Raw genomic sequence first — 14,757 nt, forward strand, 5'->3', positions numbered from 1 at the left:
GCCGCTGCGCCTTCCGGTGTTCCGTGACGTGTCGCCGGAGGGCGCAGCACGGAGGGAACGACGCCATGCCCACCAAGGTCATCCGCAGCCCGGAGGGCAAGCAGCGGCCGCGTGACGCCGCCTGGTTCACGCTGTACCCGAGACGCTGGACGCTCCGGGCCGCGCGAGCGGTGGGCCGGCGCTGGCGGTCGTACCGGACCGGCCGGGAGGCCCGCCGGAGCATCGTCCCGAACCGCAGGTGGCACCCCTGGCGGGTCTCGCTCGGCCGGCTGCTGCGCGTGTTCGCCTTCGTCGGCACCGCCCTGCTGCTCACCTGGATCGCGCTGGCCGCGTACGACTCCTCGCAGAACGAGCGCTCGTGGTTCCACGATGTTCGGGAGGCTGCCTGGTTCAGCACCGTGCTGTCCTTCGTGAGCCCCGTGCTGACCGGCGCGCTCCTCCTCGCGGTCTTCCTCCTGTACTGGTACCACAAGGCCAAGAGGCCGCTGGTGAGGAAGGCGCGCACCCGCCCGCACGAGCTGGTCCCCACGGCCGGGACGCTCGTCGACCGGATCGTCGGGCGCCGCGAACTGGCCCAGGTGATGGCCCAGACGCTCCGCAACCGCGAGACGCGCCGTCCCTATCTGCTGGTCGGCGGTGTGGGCGTCGGCAAGACCGCCGTCCTCGTGGAGCTGACCCGCATGCTCGCGCAGCAGTCCGCCGTACCGGTGCCGCTGCGCCTGCGCGACATGGACGGGGAGTTCGACTTCGAACAGATGGCGCGACGCCGCTTCGCCGAGGAGGCCGACCAGGGTGTCTTCGCCGCCGGGAACATCGACAAGGCATGGCGGCAACTGCGGCTCGACGACAAGGCCGTGGTCATCGCCGACGGCCTGGAGGAAGCCCTCCTCGACGAGCGGTACCGGGAGGACCGGGACAACATCATCCGACGGGCCATCGACCGGGCGGACCGCCAGCAGCTCCCCCTGGTCATCGCCTCGCGCCCGCACGCGCCGCTGGAAGGCACCAGGGCCGCCATCACCGACCTGGAACCGCTCAGCGAGGAGGCGGCGCTGGAGTACCTGGTCCGGGAACCCGGCGAGGGGGACGAACGCCGGCTGGACTGGGTGGTGGAGACCGCCGAGGTCTCCGATTCGCCGATCTATCTGCGCATCGCCCGCGCCCTGCAACAGCGCGGGCTGCTGGAGCACCTGACGCTCCGCGAGAACGACGGGCGGCTGAACACGCGCAGCAACGACTGCTCCACGATCAGGCTGTGGCTCCTCGACAGCTACCGCCGGGCCATGGAGGACGGGCTGATCCGCGACAAGCTGGTCATGGACCGCAGGGAACGCAGGGAGACCCTGTGGGTCGTGTCGGCCCTGGCCTGTCTCGGCCTGCTGCAGGACAGCCTGGAGGTGTCCTTCGACGACTTCGTCGGCGCCTACCTGGACGATCTCCGGGAGCGCCGCCGGTCCGGTACCCGGTCCGAGGAGCGGTCGGCCGGATCGTGGCGGGAGGCGGCCAGCCCCTCCGTCTCGCCGGCCCAGCGCGAGGCGATCTGGAACGTGCTGGCCCGCACGGTCGGAGAGTCGTCGTCCTGGATCAATCCGCTGGACGCACCCACCGAGTGCTACGCCGAGCTCGCCCGGCACGCCGCCAACGGACAGCACCTGGGGCTCGTGCGGGGATCCGAGAACAGGGTCCGCTTCCCCCACAGCATCGTCCAGGCCTACCTGGGGCACCGGCTGCTGACCGAGGTGCCGGACGACGAGATGGCCGCCGTCGTCGGACCCGCCCTGCGCGGCCCCGGCCCGTCCCGCGAACTCCTCATCGCCCTGGTGCTGCTCTCCCGCCACCGGGCCACCACCGCGGCGCCCCGCCCGTCCGGACCACGCGACGGCACAAGGGCCCCGAGGACGAGCGAACTGCTCCGCGACGCCGCCGCGAACCGGCACGACGCGAAGTACTTCGACCTGTACGCCGCCGCCCTGGAGATCGACAGCATCGACCCGGAGCCGCTCCAGGACGAACTGGCCCGCAGCCTCGACGAACAGTGGGAGGGGCTGGTCATCAGGTCGGACCAGCGCACCGTGGAGGACGCCAAGCTCGGGCTGGTGCGGCGCTTCGGCGCGGCGCTGCGCGACCGGGAGAGGCGCAGGAACGGGGCCGGGACACCCCCCGGGACGGGCGTGGCACCGCCTCCGCTGCCGTACGAGCGGCTGCTCAGCATCGGCACGCACGAGCCCTCCCACGCCGTCAGGACCGCGATCGCCCACCAGATCGCCGCGGGCGGTGACGCCGCCTTCCGCGCCCTGCGGGAGCAGTTCCCCCTCGACACCGATCCCGTGCGGCAGTACCTGCACCAGACGCGGGAGGCCAAACGGAAGCTCAACGAGGACTACACCGCCTGGCTCGAGGACACGGAGGCGGGCCGGGCCGCCGCCCCGGGGACGGCGGAACGCAGGGAGCAGCGGTACGCCCGGTTCGTACGGGAGCACGAGCAGCGCCGCACCGTCCAGTGGCGTCACTTCGCCCTGCGGGCCTGGCTGGTCCCCATGTTCCTCGGCTCCGTCTCCGCGAGGTACCGCGGCGAGGCCGAGGAACGCCTCGATCTCTGGCTGCGGCACCTCACCGTCGCGGCCGGCCGGGACGGCGCGCCGGCGCCGTCCACGGGGTCGCCCGAGCCCGACCTGCCGCTGTCCTTCGAGATCGCCATGACCCAGGGCTTCAAGAACGCCGCGAACCGGCGGAGGCGTCATCCGGACGTCTACGAGGAGAGCCGGGCGTTCCTGACCAGGCATGCCGAGCGGATGCTCGCCTCCAGCCGCTCCTGGTACGCGCAGCTCAGCCTGCTCCACGCCCTGTGCCTGTGGGAGCTGCCCGACACGGCCGGGCGGGGGGACGCCCCTGTCGGGCAAGGCGCGTCCGTCGAGCCCGTGCACGCGGTCACCCGCTGGCTCGCCATCGCGGGGAGCGCGCGCCGCGGCGGGGGAGACGGAGGAGGGCCGCGCGCGATGCTCCACCCGTTCGTCGCCGAGGCCGGAGACCTGGTGACCCTGGCCCTGGAGACGGGGCATCCCGAGCAGTTCCTCTGGATCGACGAGCACGGCGCCGTCGACAGCGTCGGGTCCACCCCGGCGGACCCGGAGCGCTACCGCAAGCACAATCTGTGGATCGCCCCGTCGTCCGGCTGGACCAGCCTGCACCCTCGGGCGCAGCGTCTCCTCGCCGACGTCCTGATCATGCTGAACCTCACCGAGCGGGACGGCAGCCCGGACGCCATCGAGGAGCGCCTGGAGCTCACCGACCGCAGCGACCTCCCGCCCTGCCTCACCCACGACCGGACCCCGCTCCACCCCGAGCGGAGCGTGGGCCGCAACGACCAGGACGAGCCGGGCTCCACCTGCCTGCCGACCTGCACGTTCCGCCTGTGCCCCTACCCTCCCAAGGCCGCGAGGACGCAGAAGGAGATCGAGGAGCCCTTCTGCCGGCAGCAGCAGGCACTCCTGCACAGCCACCGTCGCTGGCACCTGCCGGCCTTCACACGGCGCACCGCTCCATGGGTGAGCATCCCCGTGCGGGAGCTGCAGGCCTTCTGGGAGGTGATGGCGCACCGGAAGCGCAAGGCGCCCGAGGAGGACGAGCAGGTCCTGTGAGGCGGGCGGGCGCCGCACGCACAAGGGCCCCGGACCCTTCCCAGGTCCGGGGCCCCACACGGTCCGTGGCCGCGCTACGGCAGCTGTGCCGCCCGCGCCTCGCGACGGTTGTCGCGGAAGTTGTTCACCCGCCGCGCCGTGGCGAACAGCGGAATCACCGCCCCCATCACCAGCTGCAGCGCACACCCCGTCTGCAGCAGCAGCTGTCCGCTCGGCGCGTCGAAGGCCCATGCCGCCAGCAGCGCCATCGACAGCACGATCCACGACAGCATCGCCACGGCGAGGCGCCCCCGCGGCTTCGGGTACTCGACGCGGCTCACCATCAGCCATGCCGTCCCGATGATCGCCAGCAGCGTCGCCACGAACGGCAGCTCCAGCAGCACGATCGACACGACCGTCAGCGCCCCGAAGGGCGACGGCATGCCCTGGAAGGTGCCGTCCTTCACCGTGACGCAGGAGAACCGCGCCAGTCTCAGCACCACCGCCAGCAGCACCACGATCGCCCCGACCGCGGCCACCCTCTGGTGCGCGTCGTCCGCGACCATGCCGTAGACGAGGACGAAGTACGCCGGCGCCAGGCCGAAGCTGATCAGGTCAGAGAGGTTGTCCAGCTCGGCGCCCATCGGTGAGGAGCGCAGCTTGCGCGCCACCAGGCCGTCGAACAGGTCGAAGACCGCCGCGCACAGCATCAGGATGACCGCCGTGGCCGCGCTGTGGCGGGCCATGCCGGTCTCCTGGCTGCCCTGCAGATGGGGGATCAGGATGCCGGTGGTGGTGAAGTACACCGCCATGAAGCCGCACGTGGCGTTGCCCAGCGTGAGGGTGTCCGCTATCGACAGGCGCAGCGACAGAGGCATCTCCTCGTCGTCGTCCTCGTCGGCCTCCGGCACCCAGCCGGCCTGGGTCTCTGGATCAACCACGGTCAATGCGAGTCACCCCAGCCACGGTCTTCTGGCCCACTTCGACATCCACCTCGACACCCTCGGGCAGGTAGATGTCGACGCGCGAGCCGAACCGGATGAGGCCGATGCGCTCGCCCTGCTCCACCTTGGTGCCCTGGGGCACGTAGGGGACGATGCGGCGGGCCACCGCGCCGGCGATCTGGACCATCTCGATGTCACCGAGCTCGGTGTCGAAGTGCCACACCACGCGCTCGTTGTTCTCGCTCTCCTTGTTGAAGGCGGGAACGAAGCCACCGGGGATGTGCTCGACCGACGTCACGGTGCCGGCCAGGGGGGCGCGGTTCACGTGGACGTTGAGCGGGCTCATGAAGATCGCGACGCGGGTGCGTCCGTCCTTCCAGGGCATGATGCTCTGCACCACACCGTCGGCGGGCGAGATGACCCGGCCCTGGGCGATCTCGCGCTCGGGGTCGCGGAAGAACCACAGCATCCCCGCCGCGAGAGCGGTGGCGGGGACGGCGACGGCCTTGGCGGCGCCCGAGCGGCGGGCGCGGAGCAGGCTCACGGCTGCGGTGGCGACGGTCGGCAGAAGCCACGGCGATGCTCCGCGCGCGAGGCGTACGCCGGCGAGGCTGTCGCGGTGTGCAGAGGTTTGGCTGTGGGGCATGGATGACCTTCGTAGCGGATGATGCCGCGCAACTGCGGGGGACGGCGGCTTTCCGGCGATCGTAGCGGCTCTCGGCCGCAACTGGGTAAGCCAGGCAACCAAGTCGGCGGCCGAGTAACGCATACGGGGTGTGATCCTCTTCCTCAAGAAAACACCCCGTATCCAGACATCTGACCCTGCTCAGCCCTGGAATCGATACTCTTCGAGCAGTCGACGGCCGATGATCATTTTCTGGATCTCAGCGGTGCCCTCACCGATCAGCAGCATCGGGGCCTCCCGGTAGAGGCGCTCGATCTCGTACTCCTTCGAGAAGCCGTAGCCGCCGTGGATCCGGAAGGCGTCCTCCACGACCTCCTTGCAGTACTCGGAGGCGAGGTACTTCGCCATCCCTGCCTCGAGGTCGTTTCGCTCCCCGGAGTCCTTTTTGCGCGCTGCGTTGACCATCATGGCATGCGCGGCCTCCACCTTGGTAGCCATCTCGGCCAGCTTGAACTGGACGGCCTGGTGCTGGGCGATCGGCTTGCCGAAAGTGTGACGCTGCTGGGCGTACCGGACGCCCAGTTCGAAGGCACGCTGCGCGACGCCGCAGCCACGCGCCGCGACGTTCACCCGACCGACCTCGACGCCGTCCATCATTTGGTAAAAACCTCGGCCGGTGACGCCGCCGAGCACCCGATCGGCGGGAACGCGCAGGCCGTCCATGATGAGCTCGGTCGTGTCGACGCCCTTGTAGCCCATCTTGTCGATCTTGCCGGGGATGGTCAGGCCCGGACGGACCTCGCCGAAGCCCGGCTCCTTCTCCACCAGGAAGGTGGTCATCGACTTGTGCGGCTTGGCGGCTGCCTCTTCAGGGGAGTGTCCTTCGTCACTTCGCACCAGAACGGCCACGAGGGACGACGTTCCGCCGTTCGTCAGCCACATCTTCTGGCCGTTGAGGACGTACTCGTCACCGTCCTTCACCGCCTTCGACGTGATGGCCGACACGTCGGAGCCGAGGCCCGGCTCGGACATCGAGAAGGCGCCGCGGATGTCGCCGGCCGCCATGCGCGGGAGGAAGTGGTCCTTCTGCTCCTGCGTGCCGTGCTGCTTGAGCATGTACGCCACGATGAAGTGCGTGTTGATGATGCCGGAGACCGACATCCAGCCGCGGGCGATCTCCTCCACGCACAGCGCGTACGTGAGGAGGGACTCGCCCAGACCCCCGTACTCCTCGGGGATCATCAGACCGAACAGGCCCAATTCCTTGAGCCCGTCGACGATCTGCTGCGGGTACTCGTCGCGGTGCTCCAGCCCGGTCGCGACCGGGATGATCTCCTTGTCGACGAAGTCCCGGACGGTGGAGAGGATCTCCTGCTGGACGTCGGTCAGACCGGCGGTCTGGGCGAGACGGGCCATCGCTTACTTCCCCTGTTCCTTGAGCTCGGGGCGGCCGGGCTGCTCGCCGCCGCGCTCCTTGATGTACGTCTCGGTGGGCACCATCACCTTGCGGCGGAACACGCAGACCAGCGTGCCGTCCTGCTTGTAGCCCTTGGTCTCGACGTACACGATGCCGCGGTCGTTCTTCGACTTCGACGGCCACTTGTCCAGGACGGTCGTCTGCCCGTAGACGGTGTCGCCGTGGAAGGTCGGCGCCACGTGCTTGAGCGACTCGATCTCCAGGTTGGCGATCGCCTTGCCGGAGATGTCCGGCACGCTCATGCCGAGCAGCAGGGAGTAGATGTAGTTCCCGACCACCACGTTCTTGCCGAAGTCCGTCGTCTTCTCCGCATAGTTCACGTCCATGTGGAGCGGGTGGTGGTTCATGGTGAGGAGACAGAACAGGTGGTCGTCGTACTCGGTGACCGTCTTGCCCGGCCAGTGCTTGTACGTCGCCCCGACCTCGAACTCCTCGTAGGTGCGTCCGAACTGCATGACGGTCAGGCCTCCGGGATCTCGAACGTCGACGTGCGCCGCATGCCGGCCGCACGCCCCTTGCCCGCGATGACCAGGGCCATCTTGCGGCTGGCCTCGTCGATCATCTCGTCGCCGAGCATCGCGGAGCCCTTCTTGCCGCCCGCCTCGGACGTGTAGTAGTCGTACGCGTCCAGGATCAGCTCGGCGTGGTCGTAGTCCTCCTGCGACGGCGAGAAGATCTCGTTGGACGCCTCGACCTGGCCGGGGTGCAGCACCCACTTGCCGTCGAAGCCGAGCGCGGCGGCGCGCTGCGCGACCTCGCGGTAGCCGTCGACGTTGCGGATCTGCAGGTACGGGCCGTCGATCGCCTGGAGGTCGTTGGCGCGGGCGGCCATCAGGATCTTCATCAGGATGTAGTGGTAGGCGTCCGCCGGGTAGCCGGGCGGCTGCTCGCCCACGACCAGCGACTTCATGTTGATGGACGCCATGAAGTCGGCCGGGCCGAAGATGATGGTCTCGACGCGCGGGGAGGCCTGCGCGATCTCGTTGACGTTGTTCAGGCCCTGCGCGTTCTCGATCTGCGCCTCGATGCCGATCCGGCCGACCTCGAAGCCCATGGTCTTCTCGATCTGCGTGAGCAGCAGGTCCAGGGCGACGATCTGCTGGGCGTTCTGCACCTTCGGCAGCATGATGCAGTCGAGGTTCGGGCCCGCGCCCTCGACGACCGTCACGACGTCCCGGTACGTCCACTCGGTGGTCCAGTCGTTGACGCGCACCACGCGGGTCTTGCCGGTCCAGTCGCCCTCGTTGAGGAACTTCACGATGGTGTGCCGCGCCTCGGGCTTGGCGAGCGGGGCGCAGGCGTCCTCGAGGTCCAGGAAGACCTGGTCCGCGGGGAGGCCCTGGGCCTTCTCCAGGAAGCGCGGGTTGCTTCCCGGTACCGCCAGACAGGAGCGGCGGGGGCGAAGGCGGTTGACCGGGGCGGGGCTGGTCATGCGGGGACCTCCAGGGGGTCGAGCTTGTTCGCGTTGCGGATCTCGTCGACGATGCGGCCGATGATCCCGGTGATGTCGAAGTCCTTCGGCGTGAAGACCGCGGCGACACCCGCGGCCCGCAGCTGTTCGGCGTCACCGCTGGGGATGATGCCACCGGCGATCACGGGAATGTCCGTGGCGCCGGCCACACGGAGCCGTTCGAGCACGTCCGGGACCAGCTGGGCGTGCGATCCGGAGAGGATCGACAGCCCCACCGCGTGGACGTCCTCCGCAAGCGCGGCGTCCACGATCTGCTCCGGGGTGAGCCGGATGCCCTGGTAGACCACCTCGAACCCGGCGTCGCGGGCCCGCACGGCGATCTGCTCGGCGCCGTTGGAGTGGCCGTCCAGGCCGGGCTTGCCGACCAGGAAGCGCAGCTTGCCCACGCCGAGGTCCTTCGCCGTGAGTTCCACCTTCCGGCGGACCTCCGACAGGGCGGAGCCCTCCTCGGCGGTGACCGCGACGGGGGCCGAGGAGACCCCGGTCGGCGCCCGGAACTCGCCGAAGACCTCGCGCAGCGCGCCGGCCCACTCGCCGGTGGTGACGCCGGCCCTGGCGCACTCCAGGGTGGCCTCCATCAGGTTGTCGGTGCCGCGCGCGGCCTCCTTCAGCTTCTCCAGCGCCTTGCAGGGACGCGGGTGGTTGAAGGGCGGCTGGTAGCGGGTGTCGCGCCAGTGCTGCAGCGAGGCGATCACCCGGGCCTCGACCGCGGGGTCGACGGTCTGGATGGCGGTGTCCAGGTCGGCGGTGAGCGGGTTGGGCTCGGTGCCCTCGAAGGCGTTGACCCCGATGATCCTCTCCTCGCCGGACTCGATCCGGGCGCGGCGCGCGGCGTGCGAGGAGACGAGCTGGGACTTGAGGTAGCCGGACTCCACGGCGGCCATCGCGCCGCCCATCTCCTGGATCCGCTCGATCTCCGCGGTCGCCTCGGCGACCAGCTCCTCGACCTTGGCCTCGATCACCTTCGAGCCCTCGAAGATGTCCTCGTACTCCAGCAGGTCGCTCTCGTAGGCGAGGACCTGCTGGATGCGCAGGGACCACTGCTGGTCCCAGGGGCGGGGCAGACCGAGCGCCTCGTTCCAGGCGGGCAGCTGAACGGCACGCGCGCGGGCGTCCTTGGAGAGGGTGACGGCCAGCATCTCCAGCACGATCCGCTGGACGTTGTTCTCCGGCTGCGCCTCGGTCAGCCCGAGCGAGTTGACCTGGACGCCGTAGCGGAAGCGGCGGTGCTTGGGGTTCTCGATGCCGTACCGCTCGCGGGTGACGGTGTCCCAGATGCGGCCGAAGGCGCGCATCTTGCACATCTCCTCGATGAAGCGGACGCCCGCGTTCACGAAGAAGGAGATGCGGCCGACGACGTCGCCCATGCGCTCCTGCGGCACCTGGCCGCTGTCGCGCACCGCGTCGAGGACGGCGATGGCGGTGGACATCGCGTACGCGATCTCCTGCACCGGCGTGGCCCCGGCCTCCTGCAGGTGGTAGCTGCAGATGTTGATCGGGTTCCACTTCGGGATGTGGGAGACCGTGTACGCGATCATGTCGGTCGTCAGGCGGAGGGAAGGCCCGGGCGGGAAGACGTGCGTCCCGCGGGACAGGTACTCCTTGACGATGTCGTTCTGGGTCGTGCCCTGGAGCTTGGTGACGTCCGCGCCCTGCTCCTCGGCGACGACCTGGTAGAGCGCCAGCAGCCACATGGCGGTGGCGTTGATCGTCATCGAGGTGTTCATCTGCTCCAGGGGGATGTCCTGGAACAGCCGGCGCATGTCACCGAGGTGCGCGACCGGCACGCCGACCCGGCCGACCTCGCCGCGGGCGAGGACGTGGTCGGAGTCGTAGCCGGTCTGGGTCGGCAGGTCGAACGCGACCGACAGCCCGGTCTGCCCCTTGGCGAGGTTGCGCCGGTACAGCTCGTTGGACGCCTCGGCGGTCGAGTGGCCGGCGTACGTCCGCATGAGCCACGGACGGTCCTTCTGGCGCTCTGTCATGTCCGCCCTGCCTCAGATGTTCCGGAAGCGGTTGATGGCGTCGATGTGCTTGGCCCGCTTCTCGTGGTCGCGCACGCCGAGGCCCTCCTCGGGGGCGAGGCACAGCACGCCGACCTTGCCCTGGTGGAGGTTGCGGTGCACGTCGTAGGCGGCCTGGCCGGTGTCCTCCAGGGCGTAGGTCTTCGAGAGCGTGGGGTGGATCTTGCCCTTGGCGATGAGGCGGTTGGCCTCCCAGGCCTCGCGGTAGTTGGCGAAGTGGGAGCCGATGATGCGCTTCAGGGACATCCACAGGTAGCGGTTGTCGTACTGGTGCATGTAGCCCGAGGTCGACGCGCAGGTGGTGATGGTGCCGCCCTTGCGGGTGACGAAGACCGAAGCGCCGAAGGTCTCGCGGCCGGGGTGCTCGAAGACGATGTCGATGTCCTCGCCGCCGGTGAGTTCGCGGATGCGCTTGCCGAAGCGCTTCCACTCCTTGGGGTCCTGGGTGTTCTCGTCCTTCCAGAACTTGTAGCCCTCGGCGTTGCGGTCGATGATCGCCTCGGCGCCCATCTTCCGGCAGATCTCCGCCTTCTGGTCGCTGGAGACGACGCAGATCGGGTTGGCGCCGCCGGCCAGCGCGAACTGGGTGGCGTAGGAGCCGAGGCCGCCGCTCGCGCCCCAGATGAGGACGTTGTCGCCCTGCTTCATGCCGGCGCCGTTGCGGGAGACGAGCTGGCGGTAGGCGGTGGAGTTGACCAGGCCGGGGGCGGCGGCCTCCTCCCAGCTGAGGTGGTCCGGCTTCGGCATCAGCTGGTTGGACTTCACCAGCGCGATCTCGGCGAGGCCGCCGAAGTTCGTCTCGAAGCCCCAGATCCGCTGCTCGGGGTCGAGCATCGTGTCGTTGTGACCGTCGGAGGACTCCAGCTCGACGGACAGGCAGTGCGCGACGACCTCGTCGCCGGGCTTCCACGAGTTGACGCCGGGACCGGTGCGCAGCACGACGCCCGCGAGGTCGGAGCCGATGATGTGGTACGGCAGGTCGTGGCGCTTGGCCAGCTCACTGGTGCGGCCGTAGCGCTCGAGGAACCCGAAGGTGGACAGCGGCTCGAAGATCGAGGTCCACACCGAGTTGTAGTTGACCGAGGAGGCCATCACGGCGACCAGGGCCTCGCCGGGGCCCAGCTCGGGCAGCGGCACGTCGTCGAGGTGGATCGACTTGCGGGGGTCCTTGTCGCGGGTGGCGAGGCCCGCGAACATCTCCGTTTCGTCCTTGTGCACGGTGATCGCGCGGTACGACTCGGGGAGCGGCAGGGCGGCGAAGTCCTCCGACGTGGAGTCGGGCGACTGGATCGCGGCCAGGATGTCCTTGACGGTCACGGTGTTGCCTCCGGCGATGGGCGCCCTGAGGGAGGGGCGCTGAGGGTTACGTCGGTGTGCTGCTGAGGGTTGAGGGGTGCCGTCGGTTCGGCGGGTGGTGCTTCGGCAGCGCGTGGTTGCGCGGGAGGGTGCCTGTGACGCAGGCGCCGGGCGTGCGGGTGGTGGACCCGCCGGGACTCGCCCGGACTCCTTCAACGTATGGCACGCCGTGTCAGTCGGCAAGGCACTGCGTGCCAGAACTTGCTCTCAGGTGAAATCTTTACGCCTCAGATGAGCGATGATCGATCGAAACGTCTCGGAAACGTGGGCGAAAAGCGCCCCTGACATGGCAAAACGGCCACCCCGAAGGGTGGCCGTCATCACAGCGTCGGAAGGCGGGTCAGCGCTCCTTGAGGGCCCGCTCGATGGCCTCCATGACCTCCTCCAGCGGGGCGTCGGTGCGGGCGACCGTCACCAGCACCTCGCCGTGCGCGGAGGCCGTGGCCGCCGGCGGCCGCTGCGGGGAGGCCGTGCGCCGGCCCGCCATGATCCCCGTGCCGAAGGTCTTCCGCACGATCGCGAAGGCGTGGTCCAGCTGCGCCTCCACGTCGCCCTGGCCGCCCGCCCGCAGCCAGCGCCGCAGCACGTGGTTGTGCGCCGTGACGACCGCGGACGCGGCGACCTCCGCCAGCAGCGGGTCGTCGTTGGCGTCGTCGTCGTGCGCGTGCTCGTCGAAGTGGCCCAGCAGATAGCGGGTGAAGAGCCGCTCGTAGCGGGCCACCGAGGCGATCTCCGCCTCCCGCAGGGTGGGCACCTCACGGGTCAGCTTGTAGCGGGCGACCGAGATGTCCGGCCGTGCCGCGTACATCTTCATGACCTCTTTGATGCCCCGGCACACCGTGTCGAGCGGGTGCTCGTGCGCGGGGGCGGCGTTGAGCACCGCCTCGGCGCGCACCAGGGTGTCGTCGTGGTCGGGGAAGATCGCCTCCTCCTTGGAGCGGAAGTGGCGGAAGAACGTGCGGCGGGCCACCCCGGCGGCGGCCGCGATCTCGTCGACGGTGGTCGCCTCGTACCCCTTGGTCGCGAACAGCTCCATCGCGGCGGCCGCGAGCTCCCGGCGCATTTTCAGCCGCTGGGCGGCGGCACGCGAGCCGGCCGTGGACTCCGGCGGCTCGGTCGTGGCTGGCGTACGTACGGACTTGGCGGGCTGGGACATGCCCTGAACGTACTGCATACGCGCGGTGCGGTGCGCGTGACCGGGGCTTCCCCCGCCCTCGGGGGGCGGGGGAGGGGCGGTGCGGGCGGGCGGCGGGAACCGGTCGGGGTCCAGCAGCCCGCCCCACTCGGCACCGTCCGGGAACGGCTCGCCGGGGTACCGCTCAGCGCTTGGCATATTCGCGGAAGCCGCGGCCGGTCTTACGGCCGAGGCAGCCCGCGGCCACCAGGTGCTCCAGCAGGGGCGCCGGGGCCAGCCCCGGGTCGCGGAACTCGCGGTGCAGCACCTTCTCGATGGCCAGCGACACGTCCAGCCCCACGACGTCCAGCAGCTCGAACGGCCCCATCGGGTAACCGCCGCCCAGCTTCATCGCGGCGTCGATGTCGTCCAGGGTGGCGTAGTGCTCCTGCACCATCTTCACCGCGTTGTTCAGGTACGGGAACAGCAGCGCGTTGACGATGAACCCGGCCCGGTCGCCGCAGTCCACGGCGTGCTTGCGGATCTTCGCGCAGACCTCGCGCACGGTGGCGTGGACGTCGTCGGCGGTGAGGACGGTGCGCACCACCTCGACCAGCTTCATCGCCGGCGCCGGATTGAAGAAGTGCATGCCGATCACGTCCTGCGGGCGCGAGGTGGCGCGGGCGCAGGCGACGACGGGCAGGGAGGACGTGGTGGTGGCGAGCACCGCGCCCGGCTTGCAGACCTTGTCCAGAGTGGTGAACAGCTGCCGCTTGACCTCCAGGTCCTCGGCGACCGCCTCGACCGCGAGGTCCACGTCGGCGAAGTCGTCGTAGGTGCCCGTCGTACGGATCAGGTCCAGGGTGCTCGCGGCGGCCTCGGCGGTCATCCGGCCCTTGCCGACCGACCGGGACAGCGACTTGCCGACGCGGGCCTTCGCCGCCTGCGCCTTCTCCTCGCTGCGGGCGGCCAGCACGACCTCGAAGCCCGCCTTGGCGAAGACCTCGGCGATGCCGGACGCCATCGTGCCCGAACCGGCCACGCCCACCGAGCGCACCGGACGGCCTTCGACCGAGGGGCCGTCCTCGCGCGGGGTGAGGGCGTCCTCCACGACCGTGCCGCTGCCGGGCGCCTCGTAGGTGTAGAAGCCACGGCCCGCCTTGCGGCCGGTCAGGCCCGCCTCGCTGAGCTGCTTGAGGATCGGCGCGGGGGCGTGCAGCCGGTCGCGGGAGGCGGCGTACATGGCGTCCAGGACCGTGCGGGCGGTGTCGACGCCGATCAGGTCCAGCAGCGCCAGGGGGCCCATCGGCAGGCCGCAGCCCAGCCGCATCGCGGCGTCGATGTCCTCACGGGAGGCGTACCGGGCCTCGTACATCGCGGCGGCCTGGTTCAGGTAGCCGAACAGCAGCCCGTCGGCGACGAAACCGGGCCGGTCGCCGACCGCCACCGGCTCCTTGCCCAGGTCCAGGGCGAGGTTGGTGACAGCGGTGACGGCGGCGGGCGCGGTCAGCACGCTGGAGACCACCTCGACGAGCTTCATCGCGGGGGCCGGGTTGAAGAAGTGCATGCCCAGCACGCGCTCCGGGTGGGCGGAATCGGCGGCGAGCCGGGTCACCGACAGCGCGTTGGTGCCGGTGGCCAGCACGGTCTCCGGCCGCACGACGCCGTCCAGCTCCCGGAAGATCTGCTGCTTGATCTCGTACGACTCCGGCGCCACCTCGATCACCAGGTCGGCGTCGGCGGCGGCCGAGAGGTCGGTGCCGGTGGTGACTCGGGCGAGGAGCTCCGCGCGCTGCTGCTCGGTCAGCCGGCCGCGCCCGACGCAGCGGGCGGTGGAGGCCTCCAGGGCGGCGACGCACTTCGCGGCCTGGGCCTCACTGACGTCGATGCCGATCACGTCGCGGCCGGCGGCGGCCAGGACCTCGGCGATGCCGGTGCCCATCGTGCCGAGGCCGACCACGGCGACGGTCCGGAGCGGGGACAGAGGGGTGTCGGACTGGGGAGTGGCCATCGCGGGACTCCAGGAATGAGGGTGACGACGGAAGCAGCGCCCGGGTGCGCCGGAAGGCGCACCGGGTGCGTGCGTGGATGCGGGTGTTGGCCGGGCTGCGAGCGCACACGCCCGGACC

At 70.2% G+C, this 14,757-nt stretch carries 10 protein-coding genes; 1 reads left to right on the top strand and 9 read right to left on the bottom strand.

The genetic code is table 11. From position 1 onward, the window contains the following. Positions 1-65 precede the first annotated feature (65 nt). Positions 66-3,638: an ATP-binding protein gene (locus MTR79_RS11305; protein WP_244789992.1), complete on the top strand. Its 3,573-nt coding sequence runs from the start codon at positions 66-68 to the stop codon at positions 3,636-3,638. 74 nt (positions 3,639-3,712) lie between these two features. Here MTR79_RS11305 and pssA read toward each other — a convergent pair whose 3' ends face one another. The 9 genes from pssA to MTR79_RS11350 form a co-directional block, all read right to left on the bottom strand. After that, positions 3,713-4,528 carry a CDP-diacylglycerol--serine O-phosphatidyltransferase gene (gene pssA, locus MTR79_RS11310; RefSeq protein WP_244793129.1) on the bottom strand — a complete coding sequence of 272 codons (816 nt, stop codon included), beginning with the start codon at positions 4,526-4,528 and terminating at the stop codon, positions 3,713-3,715. 22 nt (positions 4,529-4,550) lie between these two features. After that, entirely contained in the window at positions 4,551-5,207 is a 657-nt protein-coding gene (locus MTR79_RS11315) for a phosphatidylserine decarboxylase (RefSeq protein WP_026243357.1), read from the bottom strand. Between the two features lie 180 nt (positions 5,208-5,387). Continuing rightward, positions 5,388-6,602, bottom strand: coding sequence for an acyl-CoA dehydrogenase family protein (locus MTR79_RS11320; protein ID WP_189363569.1), 1,215 nt, complete (start codon positions 6,600-6,602; stop codon positions 5,388-5,390). A 3-nt stretch (positions 6,603-6,605) separates the two neighbouring features. Continuing rightward, positions 6,606-7,118, bottom strand: a complete 513-nt coding sequence (locus MTR79_RS11325; RefSeq protein WP_086705158.1) for a MaoC family dehydratase — start codon at positions 7,116-7,118, stop codon at positions 6,606-6,608. 5 nt (positions 7,119-7,123) lie between these two features. Next, the gene (locus MTR79_RS11330) at positions 7,124-8,095 is read right to left on the bottom strand and encodes a CoA ester lyase (RefSeq protein ID WP_086705160.1); all 972 of its coding nucleotides are present in this window, start codon (positions 8,093-8,095) and stop codon (positions 7,124-7,126) included. Then, a complete protein-coding gene (locus MTR79_RS11335; RefSeq protein ID WP_128127995.1) occupies positions 8,092-10,119 on the bottom strand; it encodes a protein meaA in 2,028 nt (675 codons plus the stop codon). Before MTR79_RS11335 ends, MTR79_RS11330 begins: the two co-directional genes overlap by 4 nt. 12 nt (positions 10,120-10,131) lie before the next feature. Continuing rightward, positions 10,132-11,475, bottom strand: a complete 1,344-nt coding sequence (ccrA, locus tag MTR79_RS11340; protein WP_086702873.1) for a crotonyl-CoA carboxylase/reductase — start codon at positions 11,473-11,475, stop codon at positions 10,132-10,134. A gap of 379 nt (positions 11,476-11,854) precedes the next feature. Next, positions 11,855-12,670, bottom strand: coding sequence for a TetR family transcriptional regulator (locus MTR79_RS11345; RefSeq protein WP_181383266.1), 816 nt, complete (start codon positions 12,668-12,670; stop codon positions 11,855-11,857). A gap of 163 nt (positions 12,671-12,833) precedes the next feature. Continuing rightward, positions 12,834-14,639, bottom strand: a complete 1,806-nt coding sequence (locus tag MTR79_RS11350) for a 3-hydroxyacyl-CoA dehydrogenase family protein (protein ID WP_086699081.1) — start codon at positions 14,637-14,639, stop codon at positions 12,834-12,836. Between the last annotated feature and the right edge of the window lie 118 nt (positions 14,640-14,757).

This window comes from Streptomyces sp. BJ20 (assembly GCF_022869105.1).
Classification (GTDB): Bacteria; Actinomycetota; Actinomycetes; order Streptomycetales; family Streptomycetaceae; genus Streptomyces; species Streptomyces griseoincarnatus.

Coding starts and splice junctions, on each gene's coding strand:
- MTR79_RS11330 (WP_086705160.1), bottom strand. CDS start 8,095: ATGACCAGCCCCGCCCCGGTCAACCGCCTTCGCCCCCGCCGCTCCTGT.
- MTR79_RS11350 (WP_086699081.1), bottom strand. CDS start 14,639: ATGGCCACTCCCCAGTCCGACACCCCTCTGTCCCCGCTCCGGACCGTC.
- MTR79_RS11315 (WP_026243357.1), bottom strand. CDS start 5,207: ATGCCCCACAGCCAAACCTCTGCACACCGCGACAGCCTCGCCGGCGTA.
- MTR79_RS11325 (WP_086705158.1), bottom strand. CDS start 7,118: ATGCAGTTCGGACGCACCTACGAGGAGTTCGAGGTCGGGGCGACGTAC.
- MTR79_RS11320 (WP_189363569.1), bottom strand. CDS start 6,602: ATGGCCCGTCTCGCCCAGACCGCCGGTCTGACCGACGTCCAGCAGGAG.
- MTR79_RS11345 (WP_181383266.1), bottom strand. CDS start 12,670: ATGTCCCAGCCCGCCAAGTCCGTACGTACGCCAGCCACGACCGAGCCG.
- MTR79_RS11335 (WP_128127995.1), bottom strand. CDS start 10,119: ATGACAGAGCGCCAGAAGGACCGTCCGTGGCTCATGCGGACGTACGCC.
- MTR79_RS11305 (WP_244789992.1), top strand. CDS start 66: ATGCCCACCAAGGTCATCCGCAGCCCGGAGGGCAAGCAGCGGCCGCGT.